The 14,811-nt window shown below is 37.6% G+C and carries 13 protein-coding genes and 3 tRNA genes; 14 read left to right on the top strand and 2 right to left on the bottom strand.

Annotated features, from left to right (window positions below):
- Positions 1 to 25 precede the first annotated feature (25 nt).
- Together WCP78_RS04520 and WCP78_RS04515 are read right to left on the bottom strand one after the other, a co-directional pair.
- A tRNA-Ser gene (locus tag WCP78_RS04520) sits at positions 26 to 115 on the bottom strand.
- 898 nt (positions 116 to 1,013) lie between these two features.
- Positions 1,014 to 1,089 (bottom strand) — tRNA-Val (locus tag WCP78_RS04515).
- 200 nt (positions 1,090 to 1,289) lie between these two features.
- Between WCP78_RS04515 and WCP78_RS04510 the strand changes: the two genes are divergently transcribed.
- The 14 genes from WCP78_RS04510 to WCP78_RS04445 all read left to right on the top strand — a co-directional run bounded on the left by WCP78_RS04510 (position 1,290) and on the right by WCP78_RS04445 (position 14,806).
- Positions 1,290 to 1,366: transfer RNA gene (locus WCP78_RS04510), tRNA-Asp, on the top strand.
- Positions 1,367 to 1,656: 290 nt separating this feature from the next.
- The gene (locus WCP78_RS04505; protein WP_336279317.1) at positions 1,657 to 2,022 is read left to right on the top strand and encodes an NADH-quinone oxidoreductase subunit A; all 366 of its coding nucleotides are present in this window, start codon (positions 1,657 to 1,659) and stop codon (positions 2,020 to 2,022) included.
- Complete coding sequence (locus WCP78_RS04500; RefSeq protein ID WP_336279316.1) at positions 2,013 to 2,594, top strand: NuoB/complex I 20 kDa subunit family protein; 582 nt, start codon at positions 2,013 to 2,015, stop codon at positions 2,592 to 2,594. Before WCP78_RS04505 ends, WCP78_RS04500 begins: the two co-directional genes overlap by 10 nt.
- Positions 2,595 to 2,610: 16 nt before the next feature.
- Positions 2,611 to 3,219, top strand: a complete 609-nt coding sequence (locus tag WCP78_RS04495; RefSeq protein WP_336279315.1) for an NADH-quinone oxidoreductase subunit C — start codon at positions 2,611 to 2,613, stop codon at positions 3,217 to 3,219.
- Positions 3,220 to 3,331: 112 nt separating this feature from the next.
- The gene (locus tag WCP78_RS04490) at positions 3,332 to 4,522 is read left to right on the top strand and encodes an NADH-quinone oxidoreductase subunit D (RefSeq protein ID WP_336279314.1); all 1,191 of its coding nucleotides are present in this window, start codon (positions 3,332 to 3,334) and stop codon (positions 4,520 to 4,522) included.
- Positions 4,522 to 5,178, top strand: coding sequence for an NADH-quinone oxidoreductase subunit NuoE (nuoE, locus tag WCP78_RS04485; RefSeq protein ID WP_336279313.1), 657 nt, complete (start codon positions 4,522 to 4,524; stop codon positions 5,176 to 5,178). The genes WCP78_RS04490 and nuoE overlap by 1 nt, the downstream gene beginning before the upstream one ends.
- A gap of 147 nt (positions 5,179 to 5,325) precedes the next feature.
- Positions 5,326 to 6,633 (top strand): NADH-quinone oxidoreductase subunit NuoF, encoded by a 1,308-nt coding sequence (gene nuoF / locus WCP78_RS04480; protein ID WP_336279415.1) that lies wholly within the window; start codon positions 5,326 to 5,328, stop codon positions 6,631 to 6,633.
- A 50-nt stretch (positions 6,634 to 6,683) separates the two neighbouring features.
- Positions 6,684 to 8,753, top strand: coding sequence for an NADH-quinone oxidoreductase subunit NuoG (gene nuoG, locus WCP78_RS04475; RefSeq protein ID WP_336279414.1), 2,070 nt, complete (start codon positions 6,684 to 6,686; stop codon positions 8,751 to 8,753).
- A gap of 23 nt (positions 8,754 to 8,776) precedes the next feature.
- Positions 8,777 to 9,823 carry an NADH-quinone oxidoreductase subunit NuoH gene (nuoH, locus tag WCP78_RS04470; RefSeq protein WP_336279312.1) on the top strand — a complete coding sequence of 349 codons (1,047 nt, stop codon included), beginning with the start codon at positions 8,777 to 8,779 and terminating at the stop codon, positions 9,821 to 9,823.
- Between the two features lie 14 nt (positions 9,824 to 9,837).
- Positions 9,838 to 10,329, top strand: a complete 492-nt coding sequence (gene nuoI / locus WCP78_RS04465) for an NADH-quinone oxidoreductase subunit NuoI (protein ID WP_336279311.1) — start codon at positions 9,838 to 9,840, stop codon at positions 10,327 to 10,329.
- A 97-nt stretch (positions 10,330 to 10,426) separates the two neighbouring features.
- Positions 10,427 to 11,047 (top strand): NADH-quinone oxidoreductase subunit J, encoded by a 621-nt coding sequence (locus WCP78_RS04460; RefSeq protein ID WP_336279310.1) that lies wholly within the window; start codon positions 10,427 to 10,429, stop codon positions 11,045 to 11,047.
- Positions 11,048 to 11,057: 10 nt separating this feature from the next.
- Positions 11,058 to 11,366 carry an NADH-quinone oxidoreductase subunit NuoK gene (nuoK, locus tag WCP78_RS04455; protein WP_336279309.1) on the top strand — a complete coding sequence of 103 codons (309 nt, stop codon included), beginning with the start codon at positions 11,058 to 11,060 and terminating at the stop codon, positions 11,364 to 11,366.
- Positions 11,367 to 11,372: 6 nt separating this feature from the next.
- The gene (gene nuoL / locus WCP78_RS04450; protein WP_336279413.1) at positions 11,373 to 13,337 is read left to right on the top strand and encodes an NADH-quinone oxidoreductase subunit L; all 1,965 of its coding nucleotides are present in this window, start codon (positions 11,373 to 11,375) and stop codon (positions 13,335 to 13,337) included.
- A complete protein-coding gene (locus WCP78_RS04445; protein WP_336279412.1) occupies positions 13,337 to 14,806 on the top strand; it encodes an NADH-quinone oxidoreductase subunit M in 1,470 nt (489 codons plus the stop codon). The genes nuoL and WCP78_RS04445 overlap by 1 nt, the downstream gene beginning before the upstream one ends.
- Positions 14,807 to 14,811: the final 5 nt, after the last annotated feature.

Genomic DNA, 14,811 nt, shown 5'->3' with positions numbered 1-14,811 from the left:
ATGTTAGATATAAGCAAAAACCAAGTGGCGGAGGGGGTGGGATTCGAACCCACGGTACAGTCTCCTGCACGCCGGTTTTCAAGACCGGTGCCTTAAACCGCTCGACCACCCCTCCAAACTGAATATGCTTTTTTGCAAAGTTTTTGGAAAAGGTCAATCATTTAAATATTCTTTTAAACGTTTTTAATTAAATTGTTTAAATTATTATTTAAAATAACCTCTGATTTTGGAACTATTTTTAAAAAATGTCTTAATTTTTAAGTGGTGATGTTGTTTGAGAAAAGTCATTTCCTTCCTATTAGTTCTTTCTTTATTTGCCACGATTTGATTTTATATGGGGGATTATACAAGAGGCTTTATAATTATTAAAAGCCTTCTTAAGATATTCCGTTTTAATTTACGCGATTAGTTTCGTAGGGATATTTCTCTATCTATAATAATGACAGCATTAGTTTTGGAGCGTAGCATCATAAAAATGCTGTTTTAAGAAATTAGATATCATATGTGATTTAAGATAAATACATCTCACTATGTGGGTGTTTATGAATTAAGGGGTGTATTGAGAAAGAAACGAAGTATTTCACACAAATAGTCATAGGATAAGTTACAAAAACGTCTGCATATCAGAAATGATTCTTATGCCTAAAAAGATTATCGATCGTATTTTATTCTGTAGGGATTAGAAAAGAGTTTGCATTAGTGCGTGAAAAAAGTTGTTGAATTAAACCTGATCTCAAGAAACGATTGTAATATTTATAAGAAAACAAACGTTACCCCAAATATTTTTTAAAAAAATCTTTGATTCGTCTAGTATGAACTAACGATATATTCTTAGAGATTTGGTGATTCTACGGCAGAATTTAGAAAAAATTAAGGCACTAATAAAAAATTCGGTAAATCAGGACACATTTTACAGAGAAAAATCTAAAAGTCCCATTTCTTCACCTTCATTTTTAGCATCATTCATATTTTGAAATAAATTAAACAAGTCAGCTATACGTGATAAAAATGAATGGTGGGCGATGAGAGACTCGAACTCCCGACATCCTCGGTGTAAACGAGGCGCTCTACCAGCTGAGCTAATCGCCCAATGCAATAACACGCATCAAGTAGGCTCTTGTTTAAGGACTTTTAAAAAAAAAGCAAGGGTAAAGGTATTTTTTTAGAGTAAAAAATTATTTTTTTATTATTTACCTAATTTTTTAAAAAAACACATAATCATGCTTGACAGAAATGCATGAACCCCTTACACGACCACCTATGCCAATTTTGATTGGTTTAAAAAATGCGCGGGTGTAGCTCAGTTGGTTAGAGTGCTGGCCTGTCACGCCGGAGGTCGCGGGTTCGAGTCCCGTCACTCGCGCCATTTTTGTTCTTGTGAATCTGGGTTTTATTTTCGTTTAGCTATCTTGGTATTAGCCTTTTAAATTTTACATTGAATTTAAAATTCCTTTTTTCATACGGTTTATGTTAATAGGGGGTTGCGTCTTTCTTTTCTCTGCGGTACCTATAACAATTAGAGTATAATATCGCGCGGCATGCCCTTGAAGCTGTACGAGCGGAGTTAGCGAAGCAGTTGTTCCAATTTGTGTGCTTTATAAAACAGTATTGGATAAGTATGTTAACTCGGGCATTTCATTAAAGCGGAAGAGGATTATGACTCACTTATTGAGCTCTTATTTACCGATATTTATTTTTATCATCGTTTCAGCCGTTATTAGTGGGGTTTTATTGGTTATGCCTTACATGGTGGCTTATCGTTCTCCTGATCCTGAAAAGTTATCAGCTTATGAATGTGGGTTTAATTCATTTGATGATGCCCGCATGAAATTTGATATTCGATTTTATTTGGTGTCGATTCTATTTATTATTTTTGATCTTGAAGTTGCTTTTCTTTTTCCTTGGGCTGTTTCATTTGAGTCGATAGGTATGTTCGGTTTTTGGTCAATGATTATGTTTTTAGCACTTTTGACTATCGGATTTATATATGAATGGAAAAAAGGAGCTCTTGAATGGGATTAATATCTGACAATTCTGTGGCTATTGCTCCACAACCAAAGGGGATTATTGATCCTAATACGGGCAAGTTAATAGGTTCCGATGATGATTTTTTTCGTGATATCAATGCTGAATTATCGGATAAGGGGTTTTTAGTTACTTCTGCAGATGCTTTGATTACTTGGGCACGTACTGGCTCTTTGATGTGGATGAGTTTTGGTTTAGCTTGTTGTGCTATAGAAATGATGCAGTGTTCAATGCCTCATTATGATAATGAACGTTTTGGATATGCACCGCGGGCTTCACCCCGTCAATCCGATGTGATGGTGGTAGCTGGTACTTTAACAAATAAAATGGCGCCTGCTTTAAGGAAAGTTTATGATCAGATGCCTGAGCCGCGTTATGTGATCTCTATGGGTTCATGCGCGAATGGTGGGGGATATTATCATTATTCTTATTCAGTTGTGCGTGGGTGTGATCGTATTGTGCCTGTAGATATCTATGTTCCAGGATGCCCTCCTACAGCGGAGGCATTGCTGTACGGTATACTATTATTGCAGAAAAAAATTCGTCGTACTGGGTCTATAGAGCGATAGGGGCGTTGTGATTTAAATGAATGAAGCATTGGTTGAACTTTCTGCCTATTTAAAAAGCCAATTAGGGGATAGGCTTGAGGAGGTTGTTCTTGCGTTTGGTGAATTGACTATTGTGTCACGTCTTGATGCAATTACAGATGTTTTAATATTTGTTCGTGATGATTCTCGCTGTCAGTTTATCAACATTATAGATATTAGTGGTGTTGATTATCCTTCTCGAGATAAACGTTTTGATGTATCTTATCAGTTATTATCTCCGCGCCATAATTTACGATTGCGTGTTAAGGTGCGTACTGATGAAAATACCCCTGTTGCTTCTGCTTGTTTAATTTATCCTGGAGCGGAATGGTATGAGCGTGAAACATATGATATGTATGGAATTTTGTTTTCAGGTCATCCAGATTTAAGGCGGATATTAACTGATTATGGGTTTGAAGGTCATCCTTTACGCAAGGATTTTCCTGTAACGGGATTCGTTGAGTGTCGTTATGATAATGAAGCAAAGAAGGTGATTTATGAGCCTGTCGTTTTGCGACAAGAGATGCGCAGTTTTGATTTTCTTTCTCCGTGGGAAGGTGTTCAGTGCGCTTTTCCATATGATGAAAAAGCAGACAGCAATAAATGATATCGGAGTTGATAAAATATAGCATTAAACAGCAAAAATAGCTGAGTATTTTAATGATATGAAAATTGTTAACGTTTAATATGAAGTTTGTTTGAGAAGCAAGAGGTTGACTGTGGCTGAAGTTAATGTGCGAAACTTTAATATCAATTTTGGTCCGCAACATCCTGCAGCGCACGGGGTCTTGCGTATGGTTCTTGAATTAGATGGTGAAGTTGTTGAACGTGTGGATCCGCATATTGGATTATTACATCGCGGCACCGAAAAGTTAATGGAAACAAAAACTTACCTTCAAGCTGGGCCTTATCTAGATCGTTTAGATTATGTTGCTCCTATGAATCAGGAGCATGCATTTGTTCTTGCCATTGAAAAATTACTAGGCGTTGAGGTTCCTAAGCGGGGGCAATTAATCCGTGTTTTATTTTCTGAAATTGGGCGTATTCTTAATCATTTACTTAATGTAACAACGCAAGCGATGGATGTCGGTGCTTTAACACCTCCTCTTTGGGGGTTTGAGCAGCGTGAAAGACTTATGATTTTTTATGAACGTGCTTGTGGTGCGCGGCTTCATGCTAATTATTTTCGTCCTGGTGGTGTGCATCAAGATTTACCTGAATCTTTAATTGAGGATATTGGGAATTTCATTGATCCGTTTCTTATTGCTCTTGGTAAGCTAGATGCGCTTGTGACGCCTAATAGGATTTTTAAGCAACGCAATGTTGATATTGGGGTTGTGAGCATTGATGAAGCTTGGGCACGTGGTTTTTCTGGTGTTATGATTCGTGGAGCTGGTGTTCCATGGGATTTACGTAAAAGTCAGCCTTACGAATGTTATGATGAGATGGAATTTGATATTCCTGTAGGTAAAAACAGTGATTGTTATGATCGCTATCTCATTCGTATGGAAGAAATGCGTCAATCGGCAAAGATTATGTCCCAATGTGTGAATCGTTTGCTTAGTACTGAGCGAAATATGCCAGTTTCCAGCTTAGATCGTAAAATTGTTCCGCCAAAGCGGAGTGAAATGAAAAGTTCTATGGAAGCACTTATTCATCATTTTAAACTTTATACAGAGGGTTTTCATACTCCTCCTGGTGAGGTATATGTTGCTGTAGAAGCTCCGAAAGGTGAGTTTGGTGTTTATCTTGTTTCTGACGGGACTAATAAGCCTTATCGTGTTAAATTGCGAGCTCCAGGCTTTGCACACCTGCAAGCTATGGATTTTTTAACTCGAGGTCATATGCTGGCTGATGCTACAGCAATTTTGGGGTCGATTGATATTGTGTTTGGGGAGGTTGATCGTTGATGTCTGTACGCCGTCTTGCAGATGATGTTTACCAGCCTGTAAAGTTTTCTTTCACAGAGAAAAATCAGATATGGGTAGAAAATACCATAAAAAAGTATCCTGTAGGGCGTGAGCAATCTGCTGTGATTCCATTATTAATGCGTGCTCAAGAACAAGATGGTTGGGTAACACGTGCTGCAATCGAACATATAGCTCAGATTCTTTCGATGGCTTATATTCGTGTTTTAGAAATTGCAACTTTTTATACCCAGTTTCAACTTCAGCCAGTTGGAACGAAAGCACATATTCAAGTTTGTGGAACAACGCCTTGTATGTTACGCGGATCTGGCGAGCTGATTAAAGTTTGTCAACAAAAAATTCATAATGAACCTTTCGTTACTAATCAGGATGGGACATTATCGTGGGAAGAGGTGGAATGTCTTGGCGCCTGTGTGAATGCTCCGATGATTATGATTTTTAAAGATACTTATGAAGATCTAACAGCGAAACGTCTTGAAGAAATTATTGATGCATTTGAGGCGGGTAAGGGCTCTGAGATAGTAGCTGGTCCGCAAAATGGCCGTCAATCATCGGAGCCGATTGGCGGTTTAACTTCTTTAATCGATGATGATAAAGAACAAAAAAGTGCTCGAGTTTCCAAGGAAACGAAAAAATAGGAGTTTAATCAATATCTTCTTATTAAGAAAATGGTTGTTTTTATTCATTTTAAATCTTTGATTAAAAACAAAAAGTCTTAAAGGTTTTTAAAAGTTGCTTTTGAGGAAATGCTAGAAATGCTACAGGCAAGAAAAAAAAGGGGAAATATGCTGGCTGATAAAGATCGCATTTTCACCAATATTTATGGTTTAAAAGATAAATCATTAAAGGCTGCAATGTTGCGTGGGCATTGGGATGGCACGAGAGCAATTATTGAAAAAGGTCGTGATTGGATTATTGATGAGGTAAAAGCATCGGGTTTGCGTGGTCGTGGAGGTGCTGGTTTTCCTACAGGAATGAAGTGGTCTTTTATGCCAAAACAAAGTGATGGTCGGCCACATTATTTGGTTGTAAATGCAGATGAATCAGAACCCGGAACATGTAAAGATCGCGATATTTTAAGGAATGATCCTCATACCTTAATTGAAGGGTGTGCTATTGCTACTTTTGCTATGGGAGCTAATGTCGCTTTTATTTATATTCGTGGTGAATATATTCGTGAGCGTGAAGCGCTTCAAGCTGCGATAGATGAATGTTATGATGCTGGTTTACTGGGTAAAAAAACGAAGTATAAGCATGCTTGTGATATTATTATCCATCACGGTGCTGGTGCTTATATCTGTGGCGAAGAAACGGCTCTTCTTGAAAGCCTTGAGGGAAAAAAGGGGCAACCTCGGCTTAAGCCACCTTTTCCTGCTAATATGGGAGTTTATGGCTGTCCAACAACCGTAAATAATGTAGAGTCTATTGCTGTTGTTCCAACAATTTTGCGTCGAGGAGCATCGTGGTTTTCGTCGATCGGACGTGCAAATAACGTTGGAACAAAATTGTTTATGGTTTCTGGACACGTTAATGCACCTTGTACATTTGAAGAAGCTCTTGGTGTTTCTTTTCGTGAATTAATTGAAAAACATACGGGAGGGATTCGTGGTGGATGGGATAATCTTTTAGCAGTTATTCCAGGCGGAGCGTCTTGCCCAGTTGTTCGTGGTGAAGATATGGTTGATGCTATCATGGACTTTGATGGAATGCGGGATGTTGGGTCTTCTTTTGGTACAGGTGGCGTTATTGTCATGGATAAATCAACCGATATCATCAAGGCGATTTGGCGCATAGCAGCTTTTTTCAAGCATGAAAGTTGTGGTCAGTGTACACCGTGTCGTGAAGGAACTGGTTGGATGATGCGTCTTTTAGGGCGTATGGTTGAAGGACGAGCGCAAAAACGCGAAATTGATCTTTTATTTGAAGTGTCTAAACAGGTTGAAGGACACACTATTTGTGCACTTGGTGATGCTGCGGCGTGGCCTATACAGGGATTGATACGTAATTTTCGTTCAGAAATTGAACGCAGAATTGATGATTATACGCGAAATACAGTTCAAAGTAAAAATATTGCTTTGAAGGCGGTTGTATAAAGAGTGACGGAATGTGAATTTAGGTAGGTTATCCGCGGGCTAAATGAATGATGATAAATATCAAAGTTGATGGTAAAGAGATTGAAGTTCCTGATTATTATACATTGCTTCAGGCTGCTGAAGCTGCAGGTGCTGAAGTGCCGCGTTTTTGTTTTCATGAATCTTTATCAATTGCTGGAAATTGTCGTATGTGCTTAGTGGAAGTCAAGGGAGGGCCTCCAAAACCTCAGGCTTCTTGTGCGATGGGGGTTCGTGATTTAAGATTAGGGCCTAATGGTGAGGTGCCTGAAATTTTTACTAACACTGCCATGGTTAAAAAAGCGCGTGAAGGTGTTATGGAGTTTCTTCTCATTAACCATCCTTTAGATTGCCCTGTATGTGACCAGGGGGGAGAATGTGATCTTCAAGATCAAGCAATGCTTTATGGCCGGAATTGTTCTCGTTATACAGAAAATAAGCGTGCTGTAGAGGATAAATATATTGGGCCACTGGTGAAAACTGTTATGACACGGTGTATTCATTGTACACGTTGTGTTCGTTTTACAACAGAAGTAGCAGGTATTTCTGAGCTTGGTTTAATAGGGCGTGGTGAAGATGCTGAAATTACAACATATCTTGAAAAAGCAATCACATCTGAATTACAGGGAAATATTATAGATCTTTGTCCAGTGGGGGCTTTAACATCGAAACCTTATGCGTTTCACGCACGTCCATGGGAATTAGTTAAAACAGAATCAATTGATGTTATGGATGCGCTCGGTAGTGCTATTCGTATTGATAGTCGCGGTCGTGAAGTTATGCGCATTATGCCGCGTACAAATGAAGACGTAAATGAAGAATGGATTTCTGATAAGACGCGTTTTATTTGGGATGGATTACGGACTCAAAGGCTTGATAAGCCTTATGTGCGCAAAGATGGAAGACTTCAGCCTGTGAGTTGGACTGAAGCTTTTGAAAAAATTAAGATGGTAATTTCTAAAGCTCTGCCAGAAAAAATTGCGGCAATTGCTGGGGATCTTGCCTCTGTTGAAGAAATGTATGCGCTTAAGGCATTATTGGTTTCATTAGGATCAAAAGTGTTTGATTGTCGTCAAAGGGGGATGGCTTTATCTTCTGAATTTGGGCGTTCAAGTTATATTTTTAATCCAACGATTGCGGGTATTGAACAAGCTGATGCATTGCTTATCGTGGGATCTAATCCACGTTACGAAGCAGCCGTTTTAAATGCACGTATTTTAAAACGGCAACGTATGGGACAGTTTCCCATTGCTTTAATTGGAGAAAAAGTCGATTTACGTTACCCGTATTCTTATTTAGGAGCTGGTACTGATGCATTGAATGCGCTTATTTGTAAGCAAGATGCATTTTTTAATGTGTTGAAGGAAGCTGAAAGGCCACTTATTCTTATTGGAGAGGGGGCAGTTTCAGGTAAAGAAGGTTTGTCTGTTTTAAAAAATCTTGCAAAATTAGCTGACAGTGTTGGAGCTATTAGTAAGGAATGGAATGGATTTGCTGTTCTTCATAATGCTGCGTCAACCGTTGGGGGGTTAGATATTGGTTTTACTTCTAAGATTGGGGTAGAAAGTATTATCAAAACTTGTGAAGTTTTATTTTTGCTTGGTGCTGATGAAGTAGAGCTGACTAATAAAAAGGCCTTTACAATTTATATTGGTAGTCATGGTGATAATGGTGCGCATGCTGCTGATGTTATTTTGCCAGCATCAGCTTATACCGAAAAGTCAGGACTTTATGTGAATACAGAAGGGCGTGTTCAAATGACTAATCGGGCTGGCTTTGCTCCAGGTGAGGCAAAAGAAGATTGGGCTATTTTGCGTGCTTTATCTGATGTTTTAGAAAAAAAACTCCCTTTTGATTCTCTAACTCAATTAAGGCAGAGCTTATTTAATGATTATCCACATCTTTGTGTTATGGATGATATAATGCCCTCAGATATAAGTGATCTTAAGACTCTTGGTTCACAAATGATTTCTCTAGAAACGCAAGAATTTACTTCTATGGTTAAAGACTTTTATTTGACAAATCCGATAGCACGTGCTTCTGCAGTGATGGCTGAATGTTCATCTCTAGCGAAAAACCGTGCCGCGCAAGCTGCAGAGTAAAGGCAGAGGAAAAAGGAATAATTATGTATGATTTCTTTATGACTTGGTTGTTGCCGTTGCTTGTTATAGTTGGAAAGACCATTCTCCTTTTGGTTGTTCTTTTAATTTTAGTTGCTTACCTTCTTTATGCAGATAGAAAAATTTGGGCTGCTGTACAATTGCGGCGTGGTCCAAATGTTGTTGGCCCATGGGGGTTGTTGCAATCTTTTGCAGACTTAATTAAATTCATTGTCAAGGAACCTATTATCCCTGCTGGTGCTAATAAGGGTATTTTCCTTTTAGCTCCTTTTATTTCTGCTACGCTTGCTTTATCAACTTGGGTTGTTGTTCCTGTTAATGAAGGTTGGGCAATTGCAAATATTAACGTTGGGTTGCTTTATATTTTGGCCATTTCATCTCTTGAGGTTTACGGTGTTATTATGGGGGGATGGGCGTCAAATTCAAAATATCCTTTTTTAGGAGCTCTGCGTTCAGCTGCACAAATGATTTCTTATGAAGTTTCGATTGGATTTGTGCTTGTAACTGTTATTTTAGTGAGTGGTTCATTAAATCTTACAACGATTGTTCATAAGCAGAGTTATGGAATTGGTACCGCTCTTGGTCTTCCTTTTAGTAGTTTTTTGGATTGGAATTGGTTAGCTCTTTTCCCAATGTTTATTATATTTTTTATCTCTGCACTAGCAGAAACAAATCGCCCACCCTTTGATTTAGTGGAAGCAGAATCTGAACTTGTTGCTGGTCATATGGTTGAATATTCTTCAACTCCTTATATGCTTTTTTTCCTTGGTGAATATGTTGCTATTGTCTTAATGTGTGCATTAACAACTATTTTATTTTTAGGTGGATGGTTGCCATTTTTAGATGTTTGGTGGCTTAATTGGATTCCTGGTGTTATTTGGTTCATTTTAAAGGTTTGTTTTGTCTTTTTTTGGTTTGCTATAGTTAAGGCATTTGTCCCACGTTATCGCTATGATCAGTTAATGCGGCTTGGTTGGAAGGTGTTTCTTCCTATTTCATTAGCAATGGTTGTGATAACTGCTGCTTTTTTAAAATGTACTGGTTTAGCTTAAGAAGAGGTTTCATTGTGTCAAGTCTTATTCAAGCAGCAAAATCGCTCCTTTTATTAGAATTTGTGAGTGCTTTTTTCTTAGCGATGCGTCAATTTTTTTCACCGAAACCTACGATTAATTATCCTTATGAAAAAGGTTTTGTTTCTCAACGTTTTCGTGGTGAACATGCGTTGCGTCGTTATCCAAATGGTGAAGAACGGTGTATTGCATGTAAATTGTGTGAAGCAATTTGTCCTGCTCAGGCTATTACAATTGAGGCGGAACCTCGGCGCAATGATGGTACACGTAGAACTGTTCGTTATGATATTGATATGGTTAAGTGTATTTACTGTGGTTTTTGTCAAGAGGCTTGTCCTGTTGAGGCTATAGTAGAGGGGCCTAATTTTGAATTTGCGACAGAAACGCGTGAAGAGCTTTATTATGATAAAGAAAAGCTTTTAATGAATGGAGATCGTTGGGAGCGAGAGATTGCGCGGAATATATTGATGGATGCACCTTATCGTTAAGTGTGTTATTAAGTGAGTAATCGGATGATTTTTTCCGATAAATTCTAATCTGGTATGAGTTTTTATACCAATTATTTTATAAACTAAGGAGAGGCCTATGCTAACAGGTCTAGCGGTGGCGTTTTTCTATTTATTTGCTTTTGTTATGCTTGCAAGTGCAATTATTGTTATTACAGCACGTAATCCAGTACATTCAGTTTTATTTTTAATATTGGCATTTTTTAATGCAGCAGCTTTATTTTTGCTTGCAGGAGCAGAATTTTTAGGACTTATTTTGCTTGTTGTTTATGTCGGTGCTGTGGCAGTTTTATTCTTATTTGTTGTGATGATGCTTGATGTTGATTTTGCTGAATTTAAGAATGGTGCGCTTAGGTATGCTCCTATTGGAATTCTTGTTGGAGCTATTATTGTTGCAGAGCTCATTGTTGTTTTTGTTAGCAATGATTTTTCTTCAAATCTTGGGATGCATATTATGCAACCGATGCCAAATTTAACGCAGCGAACAAATACACAAGCCTTAGGTGATATTCTCTATACAGATTACGTTTTCTATTTTCAAATTGCTGGAATAATTTTATTGGTTGCAATGATTGGTGCTATTGTTCTAACACTTCGTCATAAATTTGGTGTAAAACGGCAATCTATTTCAATGCAAGTTTCTAGGACAGTAGAAAGTGCAATTGAGATTAAACAAGTTGAATCAGGCAAGGGCATTTAAGGGGGGGATTATGTACATTGATATTACTCATTATCTTATTGTTTCTGCTCTAATGTTTACAATTGGTATTGCTGGAATTTTTTTAAACAGAAAGAATGTTATTATTATTCTTATGTCAATTGAGCTTATATTGCTTTCAGTTAATATTAATTTTATTGCGTTTTCAGCATTTCTTCATGATTTAGTTGGTCAAGTATTTGCGTTATTTATCTTAACAATAGCGGCCGCTGAAGCTGCAATTGGTTTAGCAATTCTTGTGGTTTTTTTCCGTAATCGTGGTTCTATTGCGGTTGAAGATGTTAATATGATGAAGGGCTGATTAGTGATGTATTATATAATCGTCTTCCTTCCGCTTTTAGGTTCTTTAATTGCTGCTACGTGTGGAAAAACTATCGGAGCTCGTGCTAGTGAATTAATAACATGTAGTTTTATGGTGATTGTTGCTGTATTATCATGGGTAGCCTTTTTAAATATTGTTGCTGGTCATGTTTCAGTAGTTGACGTGTCGTTATTTAATTGGATTAGTGTCGGTGTTTTAAGCTTCAATTGGGCTTTGCATATTGATACGTTGACAGCTGTTATGCTTGTTGTTGTTAATAGTGTTTCTGCGTTAGTTCATATTTATTCTATTGGTTATATGCATCATGATCCTTCAAGACCTAGATTTTTCGCTTACCTTTCTTTGTTTACATTTATGATGCTTATGTTAGTAACAGCTAACAACTTAATCCAAATGTTTTTTGGGTGGGAAGGTGTTGGACTTGCTTCTTATTTGCTGATTGGATTTTGGTTTCAAAGAGCTTCTGCTAACAAAGCTGCTATGAAAGCTTTTGTGGTTAATCGTGTTGGAGATTTTGGCTTTCTTTTAGGCATTTTTAGCGTTTTTGTTTTATTCCAGTCTGTTGATTTTTCTTCTATTTTTGAGAAAGCTGCAGACAATAGCTTCAAACAAAGTATGACATTTTTAGGTTGGCAGCTTGATGGACAGACGGCGATTACTGTTACATGTCTTTTGTTATTCATCGGTGCTATGGGTAAATCGGCACAGTTCCTTTTACATACATGGCTTCCAGATGCGATGGAGGGGCCGACTCCTGTGTCAGCACTCATTCATGCAGCAACAATGGTCACAGCAGGTGTTTTTATGGTTGCGCGTATGTCTCCAATTTTTGAACTTTCTTCAATTGCTTTAACAGTGGTTGTTATTTTTGGAGCAACAACTGCATTTTTTGCAGCAACTATAGGATTGGTGCAAAATGATATTAAGCGCGTTATTGCTTATTCTACATGCTCACAGCTTGGTTATATGTTTGTTGCGCTAGGTGTTGGTGCTTATGGAGCCGCTGTTTTTCATCTGTTTACCCATGCTTTTTTTAAAGCTTTACTGTTTCTTGGTGCAGGTTCTGTAATTCATGCAGTGTCAGATGAACAAGATATGCGAAAAATGGGGGGGCTACGTAAACATATAAAGGTAACCTATTGGATGATGGTAATAGGAACTATTGCGTTGACAGGGGTTGGAATTCCAGGAACATTTTTCGGTACAGCTGGATTTTTTTCTAAGGATGCGATTATAGAGTCTGCTTTTGCATCACATAATATTGCTTCAGAATATGCTTTTTGGCTCCTTGTTTTTGCTGCTTTATTAACAAGTTTCTATTCATGGAGGCTTCTATTTATGACATTTCATGGTAAGCCGCGAGCAACTGTTGATGTTATGCATCATGTTCATGAATCGGCTCCAATTATGTTGATTCCGCTATTTGTTTTATCTATAGGAGCGCTCTTTGCTGGTGTAGTTTTCCAACCTTATTTTTTTGGTAATTTATATGATGTATTTTGGAAAGGTGCATTATTTACGGGAAGTCATAATCACATTCTTCATGAAGCACACAATGTCCCCAATTGGGTTAAATGGTCGCCATTTATGGTAATGATTTTTGGTTTTATACTGGCCTATTTATTTTATGTTTCTTTCCCTTTCATTCCGAAAAAAATTGTCAAATTAATGCCTTCAGTGTATCGTTTTTTTTACCATAAGTGGTATTTTGATGAATTATATGACATCTTATTTGTTCGTTCCGTTTTTAAAATTGGCTTCTTTCTTTGGAAAGTGGGTGATGGTAAGATTATTGATGGTTTAGGTCCGAACGGTGTTGCTGCGCGTGTTATTGATATTACAAATAAAGTTGTTCGGATGCAGACGGGCTATCTTTATCACTATGCATTTACGATTCTTATTGGTGTTGCAGCATTAATCACATGGATGATGATCGGGAGCTTAAACTGATGACCGATTGGCCTATTCTTTCTACAGTTACTTTTTTACCGCTTGTTGGTGTAATTTTAATTTTATTCATCAAAGATGATAGTGAAGCAGCAAAGCGTAATATACGTAATGTCGCATTTTTTACGAGTATATTTGTTTTAGCTGTTTCTTTGGTGATTTGGGCAGGATTTGATAATACAAACCCTGATTTTCAAATGGTTGAGAAATTCAACTGGTTGGATAGTGGTATTTATTACCACATGGGGGTTGATGGTATTTCTATTCTGTTCGTGGTTCTTTCTGCTTTTCTTTTACCTTTTTGTATTTTGGCAAGTTGGGAAACCATTCAAGATAGATTAAAAGTTTACATGATTGCTTTTTTACTTCTTGAAGTTGCTATCATTGGGGTTTTTTGCGCTCTTGATGCAATATTATTTTATGTCTTTTTTGAAGGCAGTCTTATTCCAATGTTCATTATTATTGGTGTTTGGGGTGGTCCGCGTCGCGTTTATGCTAGTATGAAGTTTTTTCTATATACTTTACTCGGCTCAGTACTTATGCTGGTTGCTATTATGTTTATGTATTGGGAAGCTAAAACACTTGATATACCGACTTTAACGGCTTATCAGTTTCCTGCACGTACACAAATATGGTTATGGCTTGCATTTTTTGCTTCTTTTGCGGTTAAAATGCCAATGTGGCCGGTTCATACATGGTTACCTGATGCTCACGTGGAAGCACCAACGGCTGGATCTGTTATTTTAGCGGGTGTATTATTGAAATTAGGAGGTTATGGTTTCCTTCGTTTTTCTTTACCAATGTTTCCAATTGCTTCAGCTAATTTCGCTCCTGTTGTTTTCACATTGTCGCTTATCGCTATTATTTATACATCATTGGTTGCACTTGTTCAAAATGACATAAAGAAACTTATTGCTTATTCTTCAGTAGCTCATATGGGATATGTCACCATGGGTATTTTTGCTATGAATGAACAAGGTATCCAAGGTGCGATTTACCAGATGTTATCACATGGACTTATTTCGGCGGCTTTGTTTCTTTGTGTTGGAGTTATATATGATCGTCTGCATACACGTGAAATTTCAGCTTTTGGCGGTCTGGTCAATAATATGCCTAAATATGCTGTTGTTTTCTTAATTTTTACTATGGCGAATATTGGTTTGCCGGGAAGTTCAGGATTTTTGGGAGAGTTTTTAACTTTAATAGGTGTTTTCCAAGTTAATAAATTGGTTGCAGTTTTTGCTACAGCTGGCGTCATTTTATCTGCTGCCTACGCACTTTATCTGTATAGGCGGGTGATTTTTGGGTCTCTGGATAAAGAAAGTTTAAAAGTACTCATAGATCTTTTTACAAGAGAAAAGCTTATACTTTATCCGCTTGTTGCTCTTACGATATTCTTTGGTATCTATCCAACGCCTATTCTCAAAACAACAGCGTTTTCCGTAAAAGCTCTTATCAATAAACTGCACTAGAAGAG

This window comes from Bartonella occidentalis (genome assembly GCF_037070875.1).
In the GTDB taxonomy this organism is placed as follows: Bacteria; Pseudomonadota; Alphaproteobacteria; order Rhizobiales; family Rhizobiaceae; genus Bartonella.
The sequence above is the reverse complement of the archived record's forward strand: the minus strand, read 5'-3'. Positions and strand labels throughout refer to the sequence as shown.